A 15,371-nucleotide genomic window follows, 5' to 3' on the forward strand; every position below is an offset into this window, starting at 1 on the left:
GGCGCCGCCGCGAGGAAACCCTCGCGGCGGCGCGTCTACGGGGTGTGTGCGTCAGCCGAGGTCGCTGCGGTACCAGTTCCAGCTGCCGAACTTCTCGCTGTCCCAGACCTTGTTCGGGCCCGAGATGCCGGAGGCGTTGCCGAAGAAATTGAAGAGGGTCACCTTGCCGTCGCCGTTCGGCTGCTCGCCGTTGTTGTAGAGGACGCCGAGGTCGGCCTTGCCGTCACCGTTGAAGTCCCCGGCGACCAGCTTGCTGCGGTCGGCGTTCCAGCTGCCGGTCGAGCGGTCGTTGTTGTCCCAGAAGACCTTCGGGGCCGAGATGCCGTCCGCCGTGCCGTAGCCGATGTGGAAGGCGGTCTGGTTGTTGCCGTCCTTGTCCTGGCCCTTGTCGTAGAGGATGCCGAGGTCGGCCTTGCCGTCGCCGTTGAAGTCCGCCGCGATCGGCTTGCTGCGGTCGGCGTTCCAGCTGCCGGTGGTGCGGTCGTTGTTGTCCCAGACCCGCTTGGGGGCGTTGATGCCGTCCGCGCGGCCGTAGCCGATGTGGAAGGCGGTGCGGTAGTTGCCGGTGTCGTCCTGGCCCTCGTTGTAGAGGATGCCCAGGTCGGCCTTGCCGTCACCGTTGAAGTCGCCCGCGACCGGCTTGCTGCGCTCCCAGTTCCAGCTGCCGGTGGTGCGGTCGTCGTTGTCCCAGACACGCTTCGGGCCGCGGATGCCACCGTCGTAGGAGTAGAGGATGTGGAAGGCGGTGAGGTTGTTCTTGCCTTCCTTGTCCTGGCCCTGGTTGTAGAGGATGCCGAGGTCGGCCTTGCCGTCGCCGTTGAAGTCACCCGCGACCGGCTTGCTGGCCCGCCAGTTCCAGCTGCCGGTGGTGGCGTCGTCGTTGTCCCAGACCTTGGCCGGGGCCTTGAAGTCCTTGCCGTTGCTGATGAACTCGTACAGCGTGGTGAGGTTCTTGCCGGTCGGGGACTGCCCCGAGTTGTACAGGGCGGCGAGGTCGCTCTTGCCGTCGCCGTTGAAGTCGCCGATGGTCAGCTTGATGTTGTCGGCGTTCCAGCTGGTGTTGACCGAGTCGTCGTTGTCCCAGGCGTTGACGGGCTCGTCGAAGCCGTGCCCGTTGTTGGTGAACTTGTAGATCCTGGTGAGGTTCTTGCCGGTCTTCGACTGCCCGAGGTTGTAGAGGACGGCGATGTCGGCCTTGCCGTCGCCGTCGAAGTCACCCGTGGCGCTGGTGGGGACGGCCTTGTTGGCGACGAAGAAGCCGGAGCCCGCCGACATCGGGCCGGCCTGGCCGCCGGCGTTCTTGGCCCGCACCTTGAGGGTGTGCGCGCCGTCGGACAGCTCGGTGGTGTCGAGCGACATCGAGAACTCGGTGCCGGGGCTGGCGACGGTCTCCACCAGCTTGTCGTCGATGTAGTACTCCAGGGCGGACGGGGTGCCGACCTTCTCCTCCGCCGAGGCGGTGAGGGCGACCTGGCCGTCCAGGATGGCGCTGTCCGACGGGCCGGTGACCTTGGCGACGGCCGGGGTGGCACCGGTCTCCTCGGCGCCCGGCTCGGCGGTGACCGGGCCGTCGACTATCTTGTCGTACTTGTACGCCCGGTAGCCGCTGGTGGGGTGCCCCGACAGCATGGACTCGTTGAAGTTGCCCACGTACCGCTGCGTCGGCACGTGCCGGCCGCTCTCGGAGTAGTAGTAGAACGTCTGGGCCGACCGGTCGATCCACCCGGCGAAGATGACGACGTGGCTGTCGGTGTTGTTGAGGATGTCGCCCGGCTGCAGCGCGGACCGCTTGATCTCGGTCGACACGTCGTTCAGGGACCACGTGTTGTGGCTGTCCTGGAGCTGCCAGGCCATGGAGACGTAGCCCGAGCAGTCCTGGCGGTAGCGCCCGCCGGTCGCGTCGTCGTAGTACCAGCTGTAGGGCGAGTTCAGCCCGTTCGAACTGTACGGGACCCGGTGGGCCGACCAGTCTCTGGCTCGTTCGAGCACCTGCTGGCGGGTCACTTGCCCGCCGGCGGCCGCGCCCTTGCCCAGGGTTCCGGTCGAGGTGACGGACTTCCAGTCGGACTGCACCGAGTCGGCGAAGGCGCTGCCGGTGACCAGGGTGACGGAGGCGATGGCCGTGACGAGAGCGAGGGAAGCGCCGCGTGTGGCGGCTTTGTTGCGAAGCAAGGGGTGTCTCCAGACACGTCGGACGTACGCGTGGCGTACGGGGGTGATGTGTGGCCAGGCAGGCCGAAGAAGGAAGGCATGGGCGTGCGAGGGCGCGGCGTGCGGGGGCCCGGGTGGGAGGAAGGCGGAACGCGGAAACGTTCCGGCCTTGGCCGGTGAAGGCAACGCAGCGGGCCGTCACAGCTTGTGTGCGGGGAGCCTGCTGTTCAGCTCAGTGACGCCAAATCCCTGGCGGAGGGGTGGGGCATAGGGCTCCTGCGAAAAGTACGGAATGTGGTGCAGTGAGGGCTAAACCTTGCCCTCGGGTCGATATCAACTTAAGTGTTGGGATTGAGGCGAAGGCCCGATCGAGGAGTGAGCTGCGTCACTTCTATGACCACTCATCAGACGGCCGTCTCCGCCGGCGATCCCGCGTGCGGGCATCCGTCATGCCGCCTCCCGCGCCCCGGACCGAAGCGCCTGCGGGGCTGCGCGATCCGCCCCGGCCGCCGAGCCGCCGTTCCTCCGGGCGCGGCACGGAAGGGGTTACGACCAGGGCCTGAAGGCCAGGACCTCGTTGTGGCCGCCGAAGCCGAACGCGTTGCTCACCGCGAGGGTGACCTCCTGCTCGCGCGCCGCCTTGTGGACCAGGTCCAGCTCGAAGTCCGGGTCGGCCGTCTCCAGGTTGGCCGTCGGCGGGACGAGGCGGTGATGGAGCGTCAGCACGGTCAGGGCCGCCTCGACCGCGCCGGCCGCGCCGAGGCAGTGGCCCAGCGCCCCCTTGGCCGAGGTCACGCTGGGGGCGTGCGGGAAGACCCGGGCGAGCAGGGCGGCTTCGGTGGAGTCGTTGATGCGGGTGGAGGTGCCGTGCGCGTTGACGTGGTCCACCTCCCGGGGGGAGGCGCCCGCGTCGGCGAGGGCGGCGCGCAACGCGGCCTCGGCGCCCCGGTGTTCGGGGTGCGGGGCGGTGACGTGATAGGCGTCGCTGGTGGAGCCGCACCCGGCCAGCACCGCGCGCGGCACCGCGCCGCGCCGCCGGGCGGCGTCCGCGCGCTCCAGCACCAGCACGGCGGCGGCCTCGCCGAGCACGAAGCCGTCGCGCGCGGCGTCGAAGGGGCGGGCGGCCGCCGCCGGGTCGTCGCGGCGCCCGGAGAGGGTGCCCATGCGCTGGAACCCCACGGCGATCAGGGGGGTGACGGCCGCTTCCGCGCCGCCGGCGACCACGACGTCGCAGGCGCCGGACAGCAGCAGGGTCCGGCCCAGGGCGATGGCGCCGGCACCCGAGGCGCAGGCCGTCGACACGCTCAGGCTCATCCCGCGGGCCCCCAGGTCCATGGAGACCTCGGCCGCGGGCATGTTGGGGATCATCTTCGGCACGAGCGCCGGGGAGATGCCCTCGGGCCCGTCCCGCAGCAGGTCGCGGTGGCCGTCCTCGCACGCCTGCTGACCGCCGAAGCAGGTGCCGACGACCACGGCCACCCGGGTGCCGTCCCAGCTGCCGGGGTCGAGCCCCGCGTCCCGTACCCCTTCCCGGGCGGCGGCGACCGCCAGTTGTGAGCAGCGGTCCGTCCGCCACAGGGCCCGGCGCCCGAGATACGCCCCGGGGTCGAAGTCCGGGACGCGGCAGGAGAAGTCGACGGGCAGGCCCGTCAGCCGGGGGTCGGCCGAGGCGGTGCCCCGGCCGTCGCACACGCCCCGCCAGGTGGCCTCCGTCCCGGCCCCGGCCGGGGTGACCATGCCGAGGCCGGTCACGACCACCCCGGTACGGCTCACGGCATCACTCCCTGCGCCGCCGCGCGCTTCTCCTCCAGCAGGGCGACCAGCCGCGGGAGGGTGTCGTGCGAGGTCACCTCGTCCTCGCCGACCTTGACGTCCAACTCCCTTCCCAGGGTGTAGAGCAGCTCGATCACGGCCAGCGAGTCCAGGTCCATGGAGGCCAGCGTCCCGTCGGCCGCCATCTCCTCGGGAAGCACCTGGAACTTGCCCGCCAGCACCGCTTCCACGATTTCCCGCACTGGGGTCATGCAGTCACTCCTGTGGTACTCGATGGGTCGGCGAAGGCGTAGTCGCCCGTCTTCGCCACGCTGTGGAGCACGTCCCGCACCTGGTCGGCGAAACAGGCGACGCTGGTTCCGGCGAGCTCGGTGTCGGGATGGCGTGCGGAGAACCGCACTCCGTCGTGGGTGCGGTTCACCCAGACGTTGGCCTTGTTGCCGCGGGTCATCCGGAACAGGGTCCGGGCGTTCCATTCGGTCCACCGACCCGCGCCGGGGACCACCCGCATGTCGGTGAAGGAGACGAACGGGAAGAACTCGGGCATGGCACGCTCCAAGTCCTCTTCCATGCCCAGGAGTTCGACGATCCTGAGGAACGGCACCCGGGTGAGGCGCATCGCCGTCCTGGCGGACCGGTGCGCGCCGTGCACGGCGTCCCGGAACGTCCTCGCCGTACCGAGGTCGATCTCGAGCGGGCCGATGCCGATGAACCAGCCCATCGAACGCGCCCACTCCGGCCGGGAGCGGGTGTGCATCGGCATCACGGTCCGGTAGACCCGCTCGCCGGTGAGCTGGTGGGCGGCGATCGCGAAGGCGGCGAGCAGCCCGGCGAGGAAGCCGCCGTCCGCCGCGTGGCAGATCTCCTCGACCGCCTCGGCCTCGGCGGCGTCGACCAGCCAGGTGTCCAGCATGGTGTGCGGCACCAGTTCGCCCTCGGCGACGCCGAGTTCGAGGGGGAAGCGCGGCATCCGGCCGCCTGCGTTCTCGACGAAGCGGCTCCACTCCGCGACGGCGGGGTGGTCGGCGCCGATCTGTCCGGCGGTGGCTCGCTCCTCGACGCTGAAGTCCACATAGCTGCCGATGCCGTCGTGCGCGATCGTTTCTCCGGTGGCGATCGCGGCGTAGAGATCCTGAAACTCCTGGACGGCCATCGCGACGGAGTACCCGTCGGCGTGCGCGTGGTCCAGTCCCACGACGACGGTGGTGGAATCCGCGCGCTCCACGGTCTCCACCACGAAGCTGGGCAGCCGGAACGCCTCCGCGGCGGCGTCGATGCGCTCCTGGAGGTACCCGCTGAGCTCCTCGCCGCCGGTGAAGTCGCCCAGGACCGCGTCCCGCACGGACACCGCGCGGCTGTCGACGGTGAACCGCTCGGGCTTCCCGTCCTCCAGGCGGAAGCCGCTGCGCAGCGTCTCGTGCCGTTCGGCCCAGACGCGCACCGTCTCGCGGAACACCTCGGCGTCGAGCGGCCCGGGGATCTCGAACCCGAACCCCAGCCAGGCCGGTGTCCCGAGGTCACGCTCCATGAGCTTCAGGGTGAATTTCAGGTGCAGTTGCTGGTTGTACGACAGGGGTCTCGCGTTCCCGGCCGCCCGCGACGCCTCGTGGAAGGGTGCGGGGTCCAGCGTCCACTCCCGGAGCCGGCCGGAAGCCACGTGGTAGTCGGGCAGGGGGGTCAGCAGCATCCGCGGACCCCGTCCCCGGTGCGACGCCGATCCCCGGGGCCGTTTCCGACAACCCTCACCACACCCACGTGAAGCCCCCAGACCTCGCCGTCCGCCATATCTCCGCGTTCAGTGCCCAGCGGCGGTGCGGCTCATGGCGCGCGGACCGTCCGCGTACACGGATTGGCGAACCGGCCCGGAAGCGGTGGCAGGGTTCACCGCGGTGCCCTATGAGACGCGGCGGACCGCCGGGTTTCATGTCATTCGCGCGGAAGGGCCCGACCCGCTTGGATACGGGAACACACGTCCATTCAGTGGGGGGTTCATGTTCGACGTATTCGTCCTGGCCGTGCCGGGGCTGATGGCGGCCGTCGGTGTCGCGGGAATGGTGTGGGCGGTGCTGCGCGTACGCCGCCTGAGAGCCGCGTGGCGCAGCGGGATCGAGGTGCCGGGGCGCTGTCTGCGGCTGTACGCGACGACGACCACGCGCCGGCAGGGCGTGCACGTCTCCTCCTCGACGACGCTGAACCACGTCTACGAGTTCACGACGCCCGAGGGCCGGGTGACGCGGTTCGAGGAGGCGGGCGGGCGCGCGACGGTCGTCGAGGGGGACGTGGTGACCGTCCGCTATCCGGAGGGGCGGCCGGACCGGGCCACGGCGCTCGCGCCCGGGGACTCCCGCACGCTGCTGGGCATGGGGGTCCTGCTGGCGTTCCTCGCGGTGTTCGTGACGGGGTGCGTGGGCTTCGGCGTGTTCTATCTGTCGGTGTTCAAGCCGATGAAGGACAAGGTGGTGGAGAAGGTCGAGCACGTCGACGACGGGGGCACGGGCAGGGCGCCGGACGTGACGCCGCCACCGCTGCCCGCGCTGCCGACGGGCCCGCCCGAGGGCTTCCCGACGGGTCCGCCGGACGGCTTTCCGACGGCCCTGCCGTAGGGCTCCGCCGCAGGCCGCACGCCCGTACAACAGATCCGCACTTTTCGGTCATGAGTCCGTGATCCATGGGTAGACGCTCTGGCGAAGAGAGAAGGAGCCGCACAGATGGTCGTGATCGAATTCCCGTACGGGGATGCCGCCGGGGCCCGCCACGCGACGGCGGAGTTCCTGGCCCGGAACTGCCCGTGGGCGGATCTCGACGCCGTGGTGCTCGTGGTGTCGGAGCTGGTGGCCAACGCGATCCGGCACACCGGTGGCTGGTGGCGGCTGTGCGTGCGGGCCGTGCAGGGGCGGCTGGTGGTGGAGATCGCCGACGCCTGCCCCCGCCCGCCCGAGCCGCGCACCCCGGACCTGGCCGGGGGCGGCGGGCTGGGCTGGCACATGGTCGAGCGGCTGGCCACCCGGCTGGAGGTGGTGGACCGCTGCCCGGAGGGCAAGACCGTACGGGCCACCTGGCTGCGACCGGCCCCGCTGCCGATCGGTATCTGAGGCCGACGGGCGCCGACGGGCAGGGGGCGGTCAGCCGGCAGGCCGGGGGCCCGGGGGCTATTTCAGCCCGAGCAGCCCGAGCCGCAGCCTGCCGAGGATGCGGGACAGCAGCCGCGAGACGTGCATCTGCGAGATGCCCAGCTCGGCGCCGATCTCCGACTGTGTCATCTCCGCGCCGAACCGCATGCGCAGGATCTGCCGTTCGCGGTCGCTGAGCTCGGCGACCAGCGGCTTGAGCGCGTGGAGGTTCTCGACGCCCTCCAGGGCCGGGTCGATGTCGCCGAGCCGGTCGGCGTAGCTGGTGCCCGCCTGGTCGGAGCCCTCGTCCACGGGCACGTCGATGGAACCGGCGGTGTAGCCGTTGCTGGCGACGATGCCCTCGACGACCTCTTCCCGGGTGATGCCGAGGTGCTCGGCGAGTTCGGCGGGGGTGGGCGCGTGGTCCAGCTCCTGGGAGAGTTCGCTGGTGGCCTTGGCCAGCTCGACACGCAGCTCCTGGAGGCGGCGCGGCACGTGCACCGACCAGCTGGTGTCCCGGAAGTGCCGCTTGATCTCACCGACGATGTAGGGCACGGCGAAGGTGGTGAACTCCACCTCGCGCGAGAGGTCGAAACGGTCGATCGCCTTGATCAGCCCGATGGTGCCGACCTGGATGATGTCCTCCATCTGGTCACCACGGCTGCGGAACCGTGACGCTGCGAAACGCACGAGCGAGAGGTTGATCTCGATCAGCGTGTTCCGCGCGTACTGGTATTCGTGGGTGCCTTCTTCCAGTTCGGTGAGGCGGTCGAAGAAGAGCTTGGACAGGGCGCGGGCGTCCCGCGGTGCCACCGTCGTCGCGTCCTCGATGTACGGCAGCCCCCCGACCGACTCTTCGAACCGCTGCGCAACAGCCGCCGAATGCTCTGTCGTAACCGTGGATGCCGTGATGGTCACGTCGTCCTCCCCAGATCCGTTGCTGACGTCCGCCGCCTACCCGGCGGCCCGGCGGGCATGCCTCCTCTTTTCGCCCACGGCGAATTCGGCCGCCTCGCGCCGAGGAAAGGGATGCGGGAGGAACAGGGGCGAACGGGCCTGCGGCGCATGTCCGCCCGTTCCTCCGCGCGGCCCCGCCTAGACTGGTCGTGCCGGGCGCCGGATGCCCGACAGGGACGGGAGAGCGACAGTGGCCGCAGGAGTCGGAAGCGTCGGAGGCTTCGAAGGGAGCTTCGGTGAAGGCTTCGACGACCCCTCGGCGGAGGTGCTGTCGGAGGCGGCCGCGGCGTTCGGGCTGCTCGCCTCCTCGGCCCGGCTGCATCTCGTGTGGGCCCTGTCCCAGGGCGAGAGCGATGTGAGCGGGCTCGCCGAGCGGGTGGGCGGGGCGCTCCCCGCGATCAGCCAGCACCTGGCGAAGCTGAAGCTCGCGGGCCTGGTGCGGTCCCGGCGCGAGGGACGGCGCGTGGTGTATCTCGTGGACGACCCGAACGTCGTCACGATCGTACGGCTCATGGTCGGCCAGCTCGTCGACCGCAAGACCGGTGCGGAGGCCGTTCCCGGCGCGGTCGCCGGGTCGCGTGCCGGTTCCGGGCGCCTCCGTGGTCTGGGCGCCTGAGGGCCCTGCCGCGCGCGGGGCAGCGGCTGAGGAGAACCCCCGGGAGCACACCGGGGACGGCCACGGCACCGCCCTCGAAGTCCTGCGCACGCTGCGGAGCGGCCCGCGCGGGCTCGTGGAGGCGGAGGCCGAGGAGCGCCTCGCGCGGCACGGCGAGAACACCTTCCCCGGGCGCCGCCCGGCCTCGTGGCCGCGCCGGTTCGCCCGCAGCCTGCGCGACCCCTTCACCGCCGTCCTGCTCTGCCTCGGGCTGGTCTCGGCGGTCATGTCCGCGTGGGGCACGGCCTGTGTGATCGCGGTCCTGGTCATGGTCAGCTGCGTCCTGCGGTCGACCGGCGAGCACCGCGCGGACCGTTCGGCCGCGGCCCTGCGCGACATGATCGCGACCACCGCCACGGTCCGGCGCCGCCCGACGGCCGACGCGCCCGCCCTGACCCGCGAACTCCCCGTCGACCAGCTCGTTCCGGGCGACGTCGTGCTGCTCGCGCCGGGCGACCTGGTCCCGGCGGACCTGCGGCTGCTGCGGGCGACGGGGCTGACGGTCCATGAGGCGGCGCTGACGGGCGAGTCGACGCCGGTGGTGAAGCACGGCCTCGACGTGCCCCGGTCCGACGACCACGGGCCCGGCCGTATCCACAGCTGCTTCCAGGGCAGCAGCGTCGTCTCCGGCACGGGCACGGGCGTCGTGGTGGCGACCGGCGCCGCCACCATGCTCTCGGGCACGCTGCCCGACCGGGACCGCGAGGCGTACGGCTGGGGGCGCGGCCCGTCCCGCGCGGCCAGCCCGTTCGACCGGTCGGTGAACGGCATCGCCTGGACGCTCGTGCGGTTCATGCTGCTCACCGCCCCGCTCGTGCTCATCGCGGGCGCGCTGCTGCGCGGGCGCGGCCTGGAGACCCTGCCGTTCGCGGTGGCCGTCGCGGTGGGGCTCACCCCCGAGATGCTGCCGGTCGTGGTGACGACCGCGCTGGCCCGCGGCGCGGCGCTGCTCGCCCGGGGCGGCGAGGTCATCGTCCGGCGGCTGCCGGCGCTGCACGACCTCGGCGCGGTCGACGTGCTGTGCGTGGACAAGACCGGCACGCTCACCCAGGACGTGCCCGTCGTCACCTGCGCGGTCGACGGCGAGGGCCAGGACGACCCGGCCGTCCTGCACTGGGCGGCGGTCAACGCCCTGTGGACGCTCCAGCTCGCCGAACTGCCCACGCCCGACGCGCTGGACGAGGCGATCCTCGACGCGGACGAGGAGCGCGGCGGCGGGGTGCTCGGCGCGGACAGCGTGGAGGGCGTCGCCGCCCTGCCGTGCGGGCCGGGCCGCCCCCTCGCGACAGCGGTCGTCCGCGGTCCGGCGGCCTACGAACCGGACCGCCTCGGGACGCCCGGCAACGTCCGCGCGCTGACCGGCGGTCCCGCGCCGGCGAAGGTGCACACGCTGGTGGTCAAGGGCGCGCCGGAGGACGTGCTCCGGCGCTGCACGCGCGTCGGCCACACCGGGCTTTCGCTCGGTGAGGCGGAGCGGGAGCGGCTCGCCGGGCGCGCCGCCGCGCTGGCCGCCGACGGGCTACGGGTGCTGGCCGTCGCGGTCGCGGAACGGCCCGCGCGCGGGCGGCCGTACACCCCGGCCGACGAGCGCGACCTGGCCTTCCTCGGCTTCGTCGGGCTGCGCGACGCCCTCGCGCCCACCGCCGCCGAGGCGCTCACCGCGCTCGCGGACCGCGGTGTGACGGTCAAGGTGCTCACCGGCGACCACCCGGGCACCGCCGCCCGGATCTGCCGTGAGCTGGGCCTGGAGCCCGGCGAGGTCGTCACCGCCGACCGGATCGAGGGCCTCGGCCCGCTGGAGCTGGCCCGCCTCGCGACCCGTACGACGGTCTTCGCCCGGTGCGCGCCCGAGCACAAGGCCCGCATCGTCCGGGCCCTGCGTGAGGGCGGGGGCCACACGGTCGGCTTCCTGGGCGACGGGGTCAACGACCTGTCCGCGCTGCACGCCGCCGACGTGGGGATCTGTCCGCGCGACGGGGTGGACGTGGCGCGCGAGGCGTCCGATGTGGTGCTCGCCTCGAAGGACCTCACGTCGCTGGACCGGGCGATCCTGGCCGGGCGCCGCAGCACGGGCAACATCGCCGCCTATCTGCGCATCACCCTCTCCTCCAACCTCGGCAACGTCATCGCGATGCTGGTGGCCGGGCTGCTGCTGCCCTTCCTGCCGATGCTGCCCGCGCAGGTGCTCGTGCAGAACCTCTGCTTCGACGCCGCCCAGCTGGCCCTGGCCTTCGACCGGCCCGGGGCGTACGCGCTCCGGCACCCGACGGTGCTGCGGCCGCGCGCGCTGTTCCGCTTCATGACCGGCTTCGGCCTGCTGAACGCGGTGGCCGACCTGACGACCTTCGGGGTGCTGGCGCTGGCCGTGCGGTCCTTCGACGACGAGCGGGGTCAGGCGGCCTTCCACGCGGGCTGGTTCACGGAGAACCTCCTCACCCAGGCCCTGGTGATGCTCCTGCTCCGCTCCGGCCGCCGCCTGGCCGAGGGCGGCGCCCCGGCCCCGATCCGGCTCGCGGCGGCGGCGCTGGCGGTGCTGGGTCTGCTGCTTCCTCTGTCGCCGCTGGGTCCTGTGCTGGGGATGACGGCGCTGCCGCCGCTGTATTACGGGCTGATGGCGGGGGTTCTGGCGCTTTACGGGGTGGCGTTGGGGGTGGCTCGGCGGCGGGGTGTGTAGCGGGCGTTGACGCCTGCGGCAGGTCGGTAGCGGACGTTGACGCCTGCGGCGGCCCTTTTTCGTTCCCCAGCCCCGCCCCTTCCCACAGCATCTGATGCGCGGCTCCGCCGCGGCCGGGGCTCCGCCGCGGACCCGTGCCCGGGTGCGGCTTCAGTGCGCCTGCGGCGCTTTGTTCCCCTACCCCGCCCCTTCCCGGCTGCGTCTGATGTGCGGCTCCGCCGCGTGGGGGGGGCGCGTGCCCCAGACCCCCGGCTGCGGGCCGGTTCGCCGCCTGCGGCGGGAGCGCCCTGCTGGGGTCCCCCCGGACGAAGTCTGGGGGAGCGTCCTCAAACGCCGGACGGGCTGGATGTGCGGACCGTGGCCCTTCATCTGCGAGTCGCAGACAACAGACTACGGTCCGGAAAATCCAGCCCGTCCGGCGATTGAGGACACCGCGCGAAGCGCGGTCAAGGGGGTCCGGGGTCTCCCCGGTTTCGGGAAGGGGCGGGGCTGGGGAAAAAGCCCGCCGCAGGCGCCAACCGGCCGTCACCAATCGCCGCCCCCGAACCCGCCACCCCCGTCACCGCCACCGAAGCCGCCACCATCCCCCCAGCCCCCACCGGAGAAATCGTCCGAATTGAAATCGGACCCCGTGTAATCCCCGCCATCAGGCCCCGCATCCGGCGAAGCCGCATACGCGGGCCCGCTGAAGACACTCCCGAGCATCGTCCCGACGAGAAGTCCCGGCAGCAGCCCGCCACCGAAATAGCCGCCGGCCCAAGGCGCGTACGCGGGCCCCGCGTTCCAGTACGGCTGGGGACCGTTCATGGTCTGGACCTCGCGGGACAGCGGCTCCTGGCCGTCGGCGATGCGGGCGGCGTCCGCGGCGCAGGCCGGCACCGTGCGGACGGCACCGCCGGGCGGGGCCCAGGCGACGTCCTGGACGGAGGGCCCGTGGCGGGGGTCGAAGAAGCAGGGGACGCGGCGCTCGGGCAGCGGGGACTTCGTGCGGCGGGCGGCGAGGGTGGCGAGGGCGAAGCGGCCCTTGTCGAGGGTCTCGGTCACCGCCGTGACGTCGGTGGGCTTCGTCGCGGCGGCCATCTTCGACTTGGCCTCCTCGTAGGCGTCAAGGGCCTCCTCGTAGTCCTTGCGCATCGCGTCGTCCGCGCCGGGCTCGGACGGGGAGAAGTCGAGCCGGTCGAGCTCCTCGCCGAAGGCGGTGATGTCCTCGTCGACCACGACCCGCAGGGCGTCGAGCTCGGCGCGCTCGCGCTCCTCCCGCTTCTTCCGGTTGCGGCGGTAGAGGGCGTACGCCCCGGCGCCACCGGCGACGATCACCGCGCCGCCGGTGATCAGCCCGGTCGCGCCGACGCCCTCGGAGGAGCCGCCCCAGGAGCCCGGCTCACGGCCCTTGGCCTGCCGGTCGGCCTGGTCGACGAAGCTGTTGAGCTGGGTCTTGGCGTCGCCGCCGGACCGCTGGACGGAGCCGACCAGATTGCGGACGGAGTTCCTGGACATCACGCGCGAGTCGGCGGCCGCGTTCATGGCGTCGCCCAGGTGGACCACGTAGACACCGGCGACACCCACCTTGGTGCGCAGGTCCTGGAGGACGGTGGCCTTGGGGTATTCGGAGGCGGCGGGCAGCACGGCGACGAAGACCGGCTTGCCCGCGTCGCGGATCTTCTTCGCCAGCGCCTGGGCGTCGGCCGCGGGCAGCTGGTCGGTGGCCCGGGGGTCGACGTAGACCGGGCCCTTGCGCAGCACCCCGGCCGCGGCGTCCAGGCCGGTGGTGCCGGCGTCGGCGCGGGCGGACGGTGCGTACAGCGCCGCGCCCACCAGCACGAACAGGGCGGCGATCAGGGCCGGCAGCGACCTGGGCAGCGCCCGGGGGAAGGCGGGCATGGCGTTGCTCCTCGGAGAAGGACTGCTCGTGGAACTCTTCGGGCTCACGGGACTCACTCTGCGCTTACCACCAAAACGGAATATTCAGGCACGGGGTTCCCCCTCGGCCACTCTTCCCCCCTTTGCGCATCTCAGCCGTAGGACAGGTTGGCGCAGGGGTCGTCGTCCGCGGACCGGGCCTTCTCGGCGACGTCGGGCGAGAGCGTGCCGGAGCCCGACTTCTCCGGGGACGGCGAGTCGGACGACGCGGACGGTGCGGCCGAGGGCCCGTCCGCGTAGTCGTGGCCGAGGACGACGGAGATGCCGGGCGCGGCCGCTCCCCGTACGTACGCGCCGGGGAAGAGCCGGGCCAGGGTGCGGGCGTGGTCCACCTCGCCGGGGCCGAACTCGATCACGGTGGTGCCCTGGTCCCGCGTGGCGGCGGTCGAGGTGCCGGTGACGGTGTAGCCGTGCTCCTCCAGCGCGCTCGTGGCCCGCGCGGCGAGGCCCTCGACGGTGGTGCCGTTGGCGACGGAGACGCTCACGCCCTTGCCGGAGACCGGGGCGTCCGCCTGCATGGCCTGCTGCGGCTGCTCCGGCGGCGCGGGGCTCGCGCCGCGCTTGCCGCCCGCGTCCTTGCCGTCGATCGTGCGGTCGGCCTTGAGGGAGGCCCACAGGGCGTCGGCGTCGGGCCGCACGATGCCGACGCGGTTGCCCGCGTAACGCCACGGCACGGTGATGAACTTGATGTTGTGCAGGTCGATGTCCTTCAGCGACATCGCGAAGGACAGCAGCTTGTCGGCCGAGCCGAGCCCGGGGTCGACGGTCATCGACTTGGTGGCCGCGTCGGCGAGCGGGAGCAGCGTGGTGGGGCTGAAGCCCTGCGAACGCACCTTCTTGATCATGCTGGAGACGAACGCCTGCTGCCGCTGTATGCGTCCTATGTCGGAGCCGTCGCCGATCCCGTGCCGCACGCGCACGTAGTCCAGCGCCTTCTGGCCCGAGACGCTCTGCTGCCCCTTGTGGAAGAGGAGGTCGCCGCGCGAGCCGAGGTTGGGGTTGAGGTCGCCCTGATAGACGTCCTTCGGCACGCACACCTGCACGCCGCCCACGGCGGAGGTCATCGAGGAGAAGCCGGCGAAGTCGACGACGACGGTGTGGTCCACGCGCAGCCCGGTGAGCTTCTCGACGGTGTTCTGGGTGCAGGCGGGGTTGCCCTTGGCGGTGTCGCCCACGGAGAAGGCGGAGTTGAACATCACCCGGGTCTGCTCGCTCGTCCAGCTGCCGTCGGGCAGCTTGCACGGCGGGATGTCCACGAGGGAGTCCCGGGGTATGGAGACGCCGATGGCGTGCTTGCGGTCGCCGTAGACGTGCAGCAGGAAGGCGGTGTCCGAGCGGCCCACGTCGCCCTCGCCGCCACCGAGGTCCTTGTTGCTCCCGGCGCGCGAGTCGGAGCCGATGACCAGGACGTTCTGCCCGGCGGCGCCCGCGGGCGGGCGGTTGTCGGAGAGGCCGTCGGCGCCGAAGGTGCTGATGTTGCCGTTGAGCTTCAGATAGAACCAGCCCACGCCTCCGGCCAGCAGCACCACGAACGCCAGGGCGGCCAGGCCGACGTTCCGCATCCGGTGATGCGTGTGCCTGCCTCGGGTGCCAGTCATGTGCGAGCCCTCATCCACTCCCCCGCTCCGTACGTCTGCCCTACCGGAACAGACGGACGAGCACGGCCTTAGGTTGTCCAGTTGCGCAATCTAGCAAGTATGGTGAATGCGGCCGTCACGCAGAAGGCCGCGGAAGCCGGTTCGAGAACCAACTCGATAATCAACGCGGAAGAGAGAGGTGGATCCGTCATGCTGCGCAATGCCCTGGAGCCCTGGCACATCCTCGTCGTCGTACTCGTCGTGGTCGTTCTGTTCGGGTCCAAGAAGCTGCCCGACACCGCCCGCGCGCTCGGCAAGTCCATGCGCATCCTCAAGAGCGAGGCGAAGGCGATGAAGGACGAGGGCGGCGCCGAGGCCGGTCCCGTGGTGACCCCCGCCCCCGCGGCCACGGTCGACAACGTGACCCCGGCCACCGCCGCTCACCCCGCCGACAGCCCCAGGTGACCCACGGGCCACTCGCCCGCCTCTCCTGATACACCCGCCCCTGGTGAGCTTCCCCCGACCCGGCAGACCGGCCGGGTCGCCGAGGGAGG

12 protein-coding genes are annotated in these 15,371 nt (G+C 72.0%); 5 read left to right on the forward strand and 7 right to left on the reverse strand.

Annotated elements, in window-relative coordinates; all coding sequences use genetic code 11:
* Positions 1 to 51: 51 nt before the first annotated feature.
* The 4 genes from ACFY1P_RS01600 to ACFY1P_RS01615 form a co-directional block, all read right to left on the reverse strand.
* Positions 52 to 2,172 (reverse strand): FG-GAP-like repeat-containing protein, encoded by a 2,121-nt coding sequence (locus tag ACFY1P_RS01600; RefSeq protein ID WP_361522164.1) that lies wholly within the window; start codon positions 2,170 to 2,172, stop codon positions 52 to 54.
* A gap of 525 nt (positions 2,173 to 2,697) precedes the next feature.
* A complete protein-coding gene (locus ACFY1P_RS01605) occupies positions 2,698 to 3,924 on the reverse strand; it encodes a beta-ketoacyl-[acyl-carrier-protein] synthase family protein (protein WP_361522167.1) in 1,227 nt (408 codons plus the stop codon).
* The gene (locus ACFY1P_RS01610; protein WP_361522169.1) at positions 3,921 to 4,175 is read right to left on the reverse strand and encodes an acyl carrier protein; all 255 of its coding nucleotides are present in this window, start codon (positions 4,173 to 4,175) and stop codon (positions 3,921 to 3,923) included. Before ACFY1P_RS01610 ends, ACFY1P_RS01605 begins: the two co-directional genes overlap by 4 nt.
* Positions 4,172 to 5,611: a condensation domain-containing protein gene (locus ACFY1P_RS01615; protein WP_361522171.1), complete on the reverse strand. Its 1,440-nt coding sequence runs from the start codon at positions 5,609 to 5,611 to the stop codon at positions 4,172 to 4,174. The genes ACFY1P_RS01610 and ACFY1P_RS01615 overlap by 4 nt, the downstream gene beginning before the upstream one ends.
* 304 nt (positions 5,612 to 5,915) lie before the next feature.
* Between ACFY1P_RS01615 and ACFY1P_RS01620 the strand changes: the two genes are divergently transcribed.
* A complete protein-coding gene (locus ACFY1P_RS01620) occupies positions 5,916 to 6,527 on the forward strand; it encodes a DUF3592 domain-containing protein (RefSeq protein ID WP_361522174.1) in 612 nt (203 codons plus the stop codon).
* Between the two features lie 105 nt (positions 6,528 to 6,632).
* Complete coding sequence (locus tag ACFY1P_RS01625; RefSeq protein WP_361522176.1) at positions 6,633 to 7,016, forward strand: ATP-binding protein; 384 nt, start codon at positions 6,633 to 6,635, stop codon at positions 7,014 to 7,016.
* 57 nt (positions 7,017 to 7,073) lie between these two features.
* Here the strand turns inward: ACFY1P_RS01625 and ACFY1P_RS01630 are convergent, their stop codons facing one another.
* Complete coding sequence (locus ACFY1P_RS01630) at positions 7,074 to 7,946, reverse strand: RNA polymerase sigma factor SigF (RefSeq protein WP_361522210.1); 873 nt, start codon at positions 7,944 to 7,946, stop codon at positions 7,074 to 7,076.
* A gap of 235 nt (positions 7,947 to 8,181) precedes the next feature.
* Between ACFY1P_RS01630 and ACFY1P_RS01635 the strand changes: the two genes are divergently transcribed.
* Complete coding sequence (locus tag ACFY1P_RS01635) at positions 8,182 to 8,607, forward strand: metalloregulator ArsR/SmtB family transcription factor (protein WP_361522179.1); 426 nt, start codon at positions 8,182 to 8,184, stop codon at positions 8,605 to 8,607.
* Positions 8,591 to 11,320, forward strand: a complete 2,730-nt coding sequence (locus ACFY1P_RS01640) for an HAD-IC family P-type ATPase (RefSeq protein WP_390749331.1) — start codon at positions 8,591 to 8,593, stop codon at positions 11,318 to 11,320. Before ACFY1P_RS01635 ends, ACFY1P_RS01640 begins: the two co-directional genes overlap by 17 nt.
* Positions 11,321 to 11,845: 525 nt before the next feature.
* Here the strand turns inward: ACFY1P_RS01640 and ACFY1P_RS01645 are convergent.
* Positions 11,846 to 13,201 (reverse strand): hypothetical protein, encoded by a 1,356-nt coding sequence (locus tag ACFY1P_RS01645; protein WP_361522185.1) that lies wholly within the window; start codon positions 13,199 to 13,201, stop codon positions 11,846 to 11,848.
* A gap of 131 nt (positions 13,202 to 13,332) precedes the next feature.
* Positions 13,333 to 14,838, reverse strand: a complete 1,506-nt coding sequence (locus tag ACFY1P_RS01650; protein ID WP_390749332.1) for an LCP family protein — start codon at positions 14,836 to 14,838, stop codon at positions 13,333 to 13,335.
* 189 nt (positions 14,839 to 15,027) lie between these two features.
* Between ACFY1P_RS01650 and tatA the strand changes: the two genes are divergently transcribed.
* Entirely contained in the window at positions 15,028 to 15,282 is a 255-nt protein-coding gene (gene tatA / locus ACFY1P_RS01655; protein WP_361522191.1) for a Sec-independent protein translocase subunit TatA, read from the forward strand.
* Positions 15,283 to 15,371 lie beyond the last annotated feature (89 nt).

The organism is Streptomyces sp. NPDC001407 (assembly GCF_042895325.1).
Classification (GTDB): Bacteria; Actinomycetota; Actinomycetes; order Streptomycetales; family Streptomycetaceae; genus Streptomyces.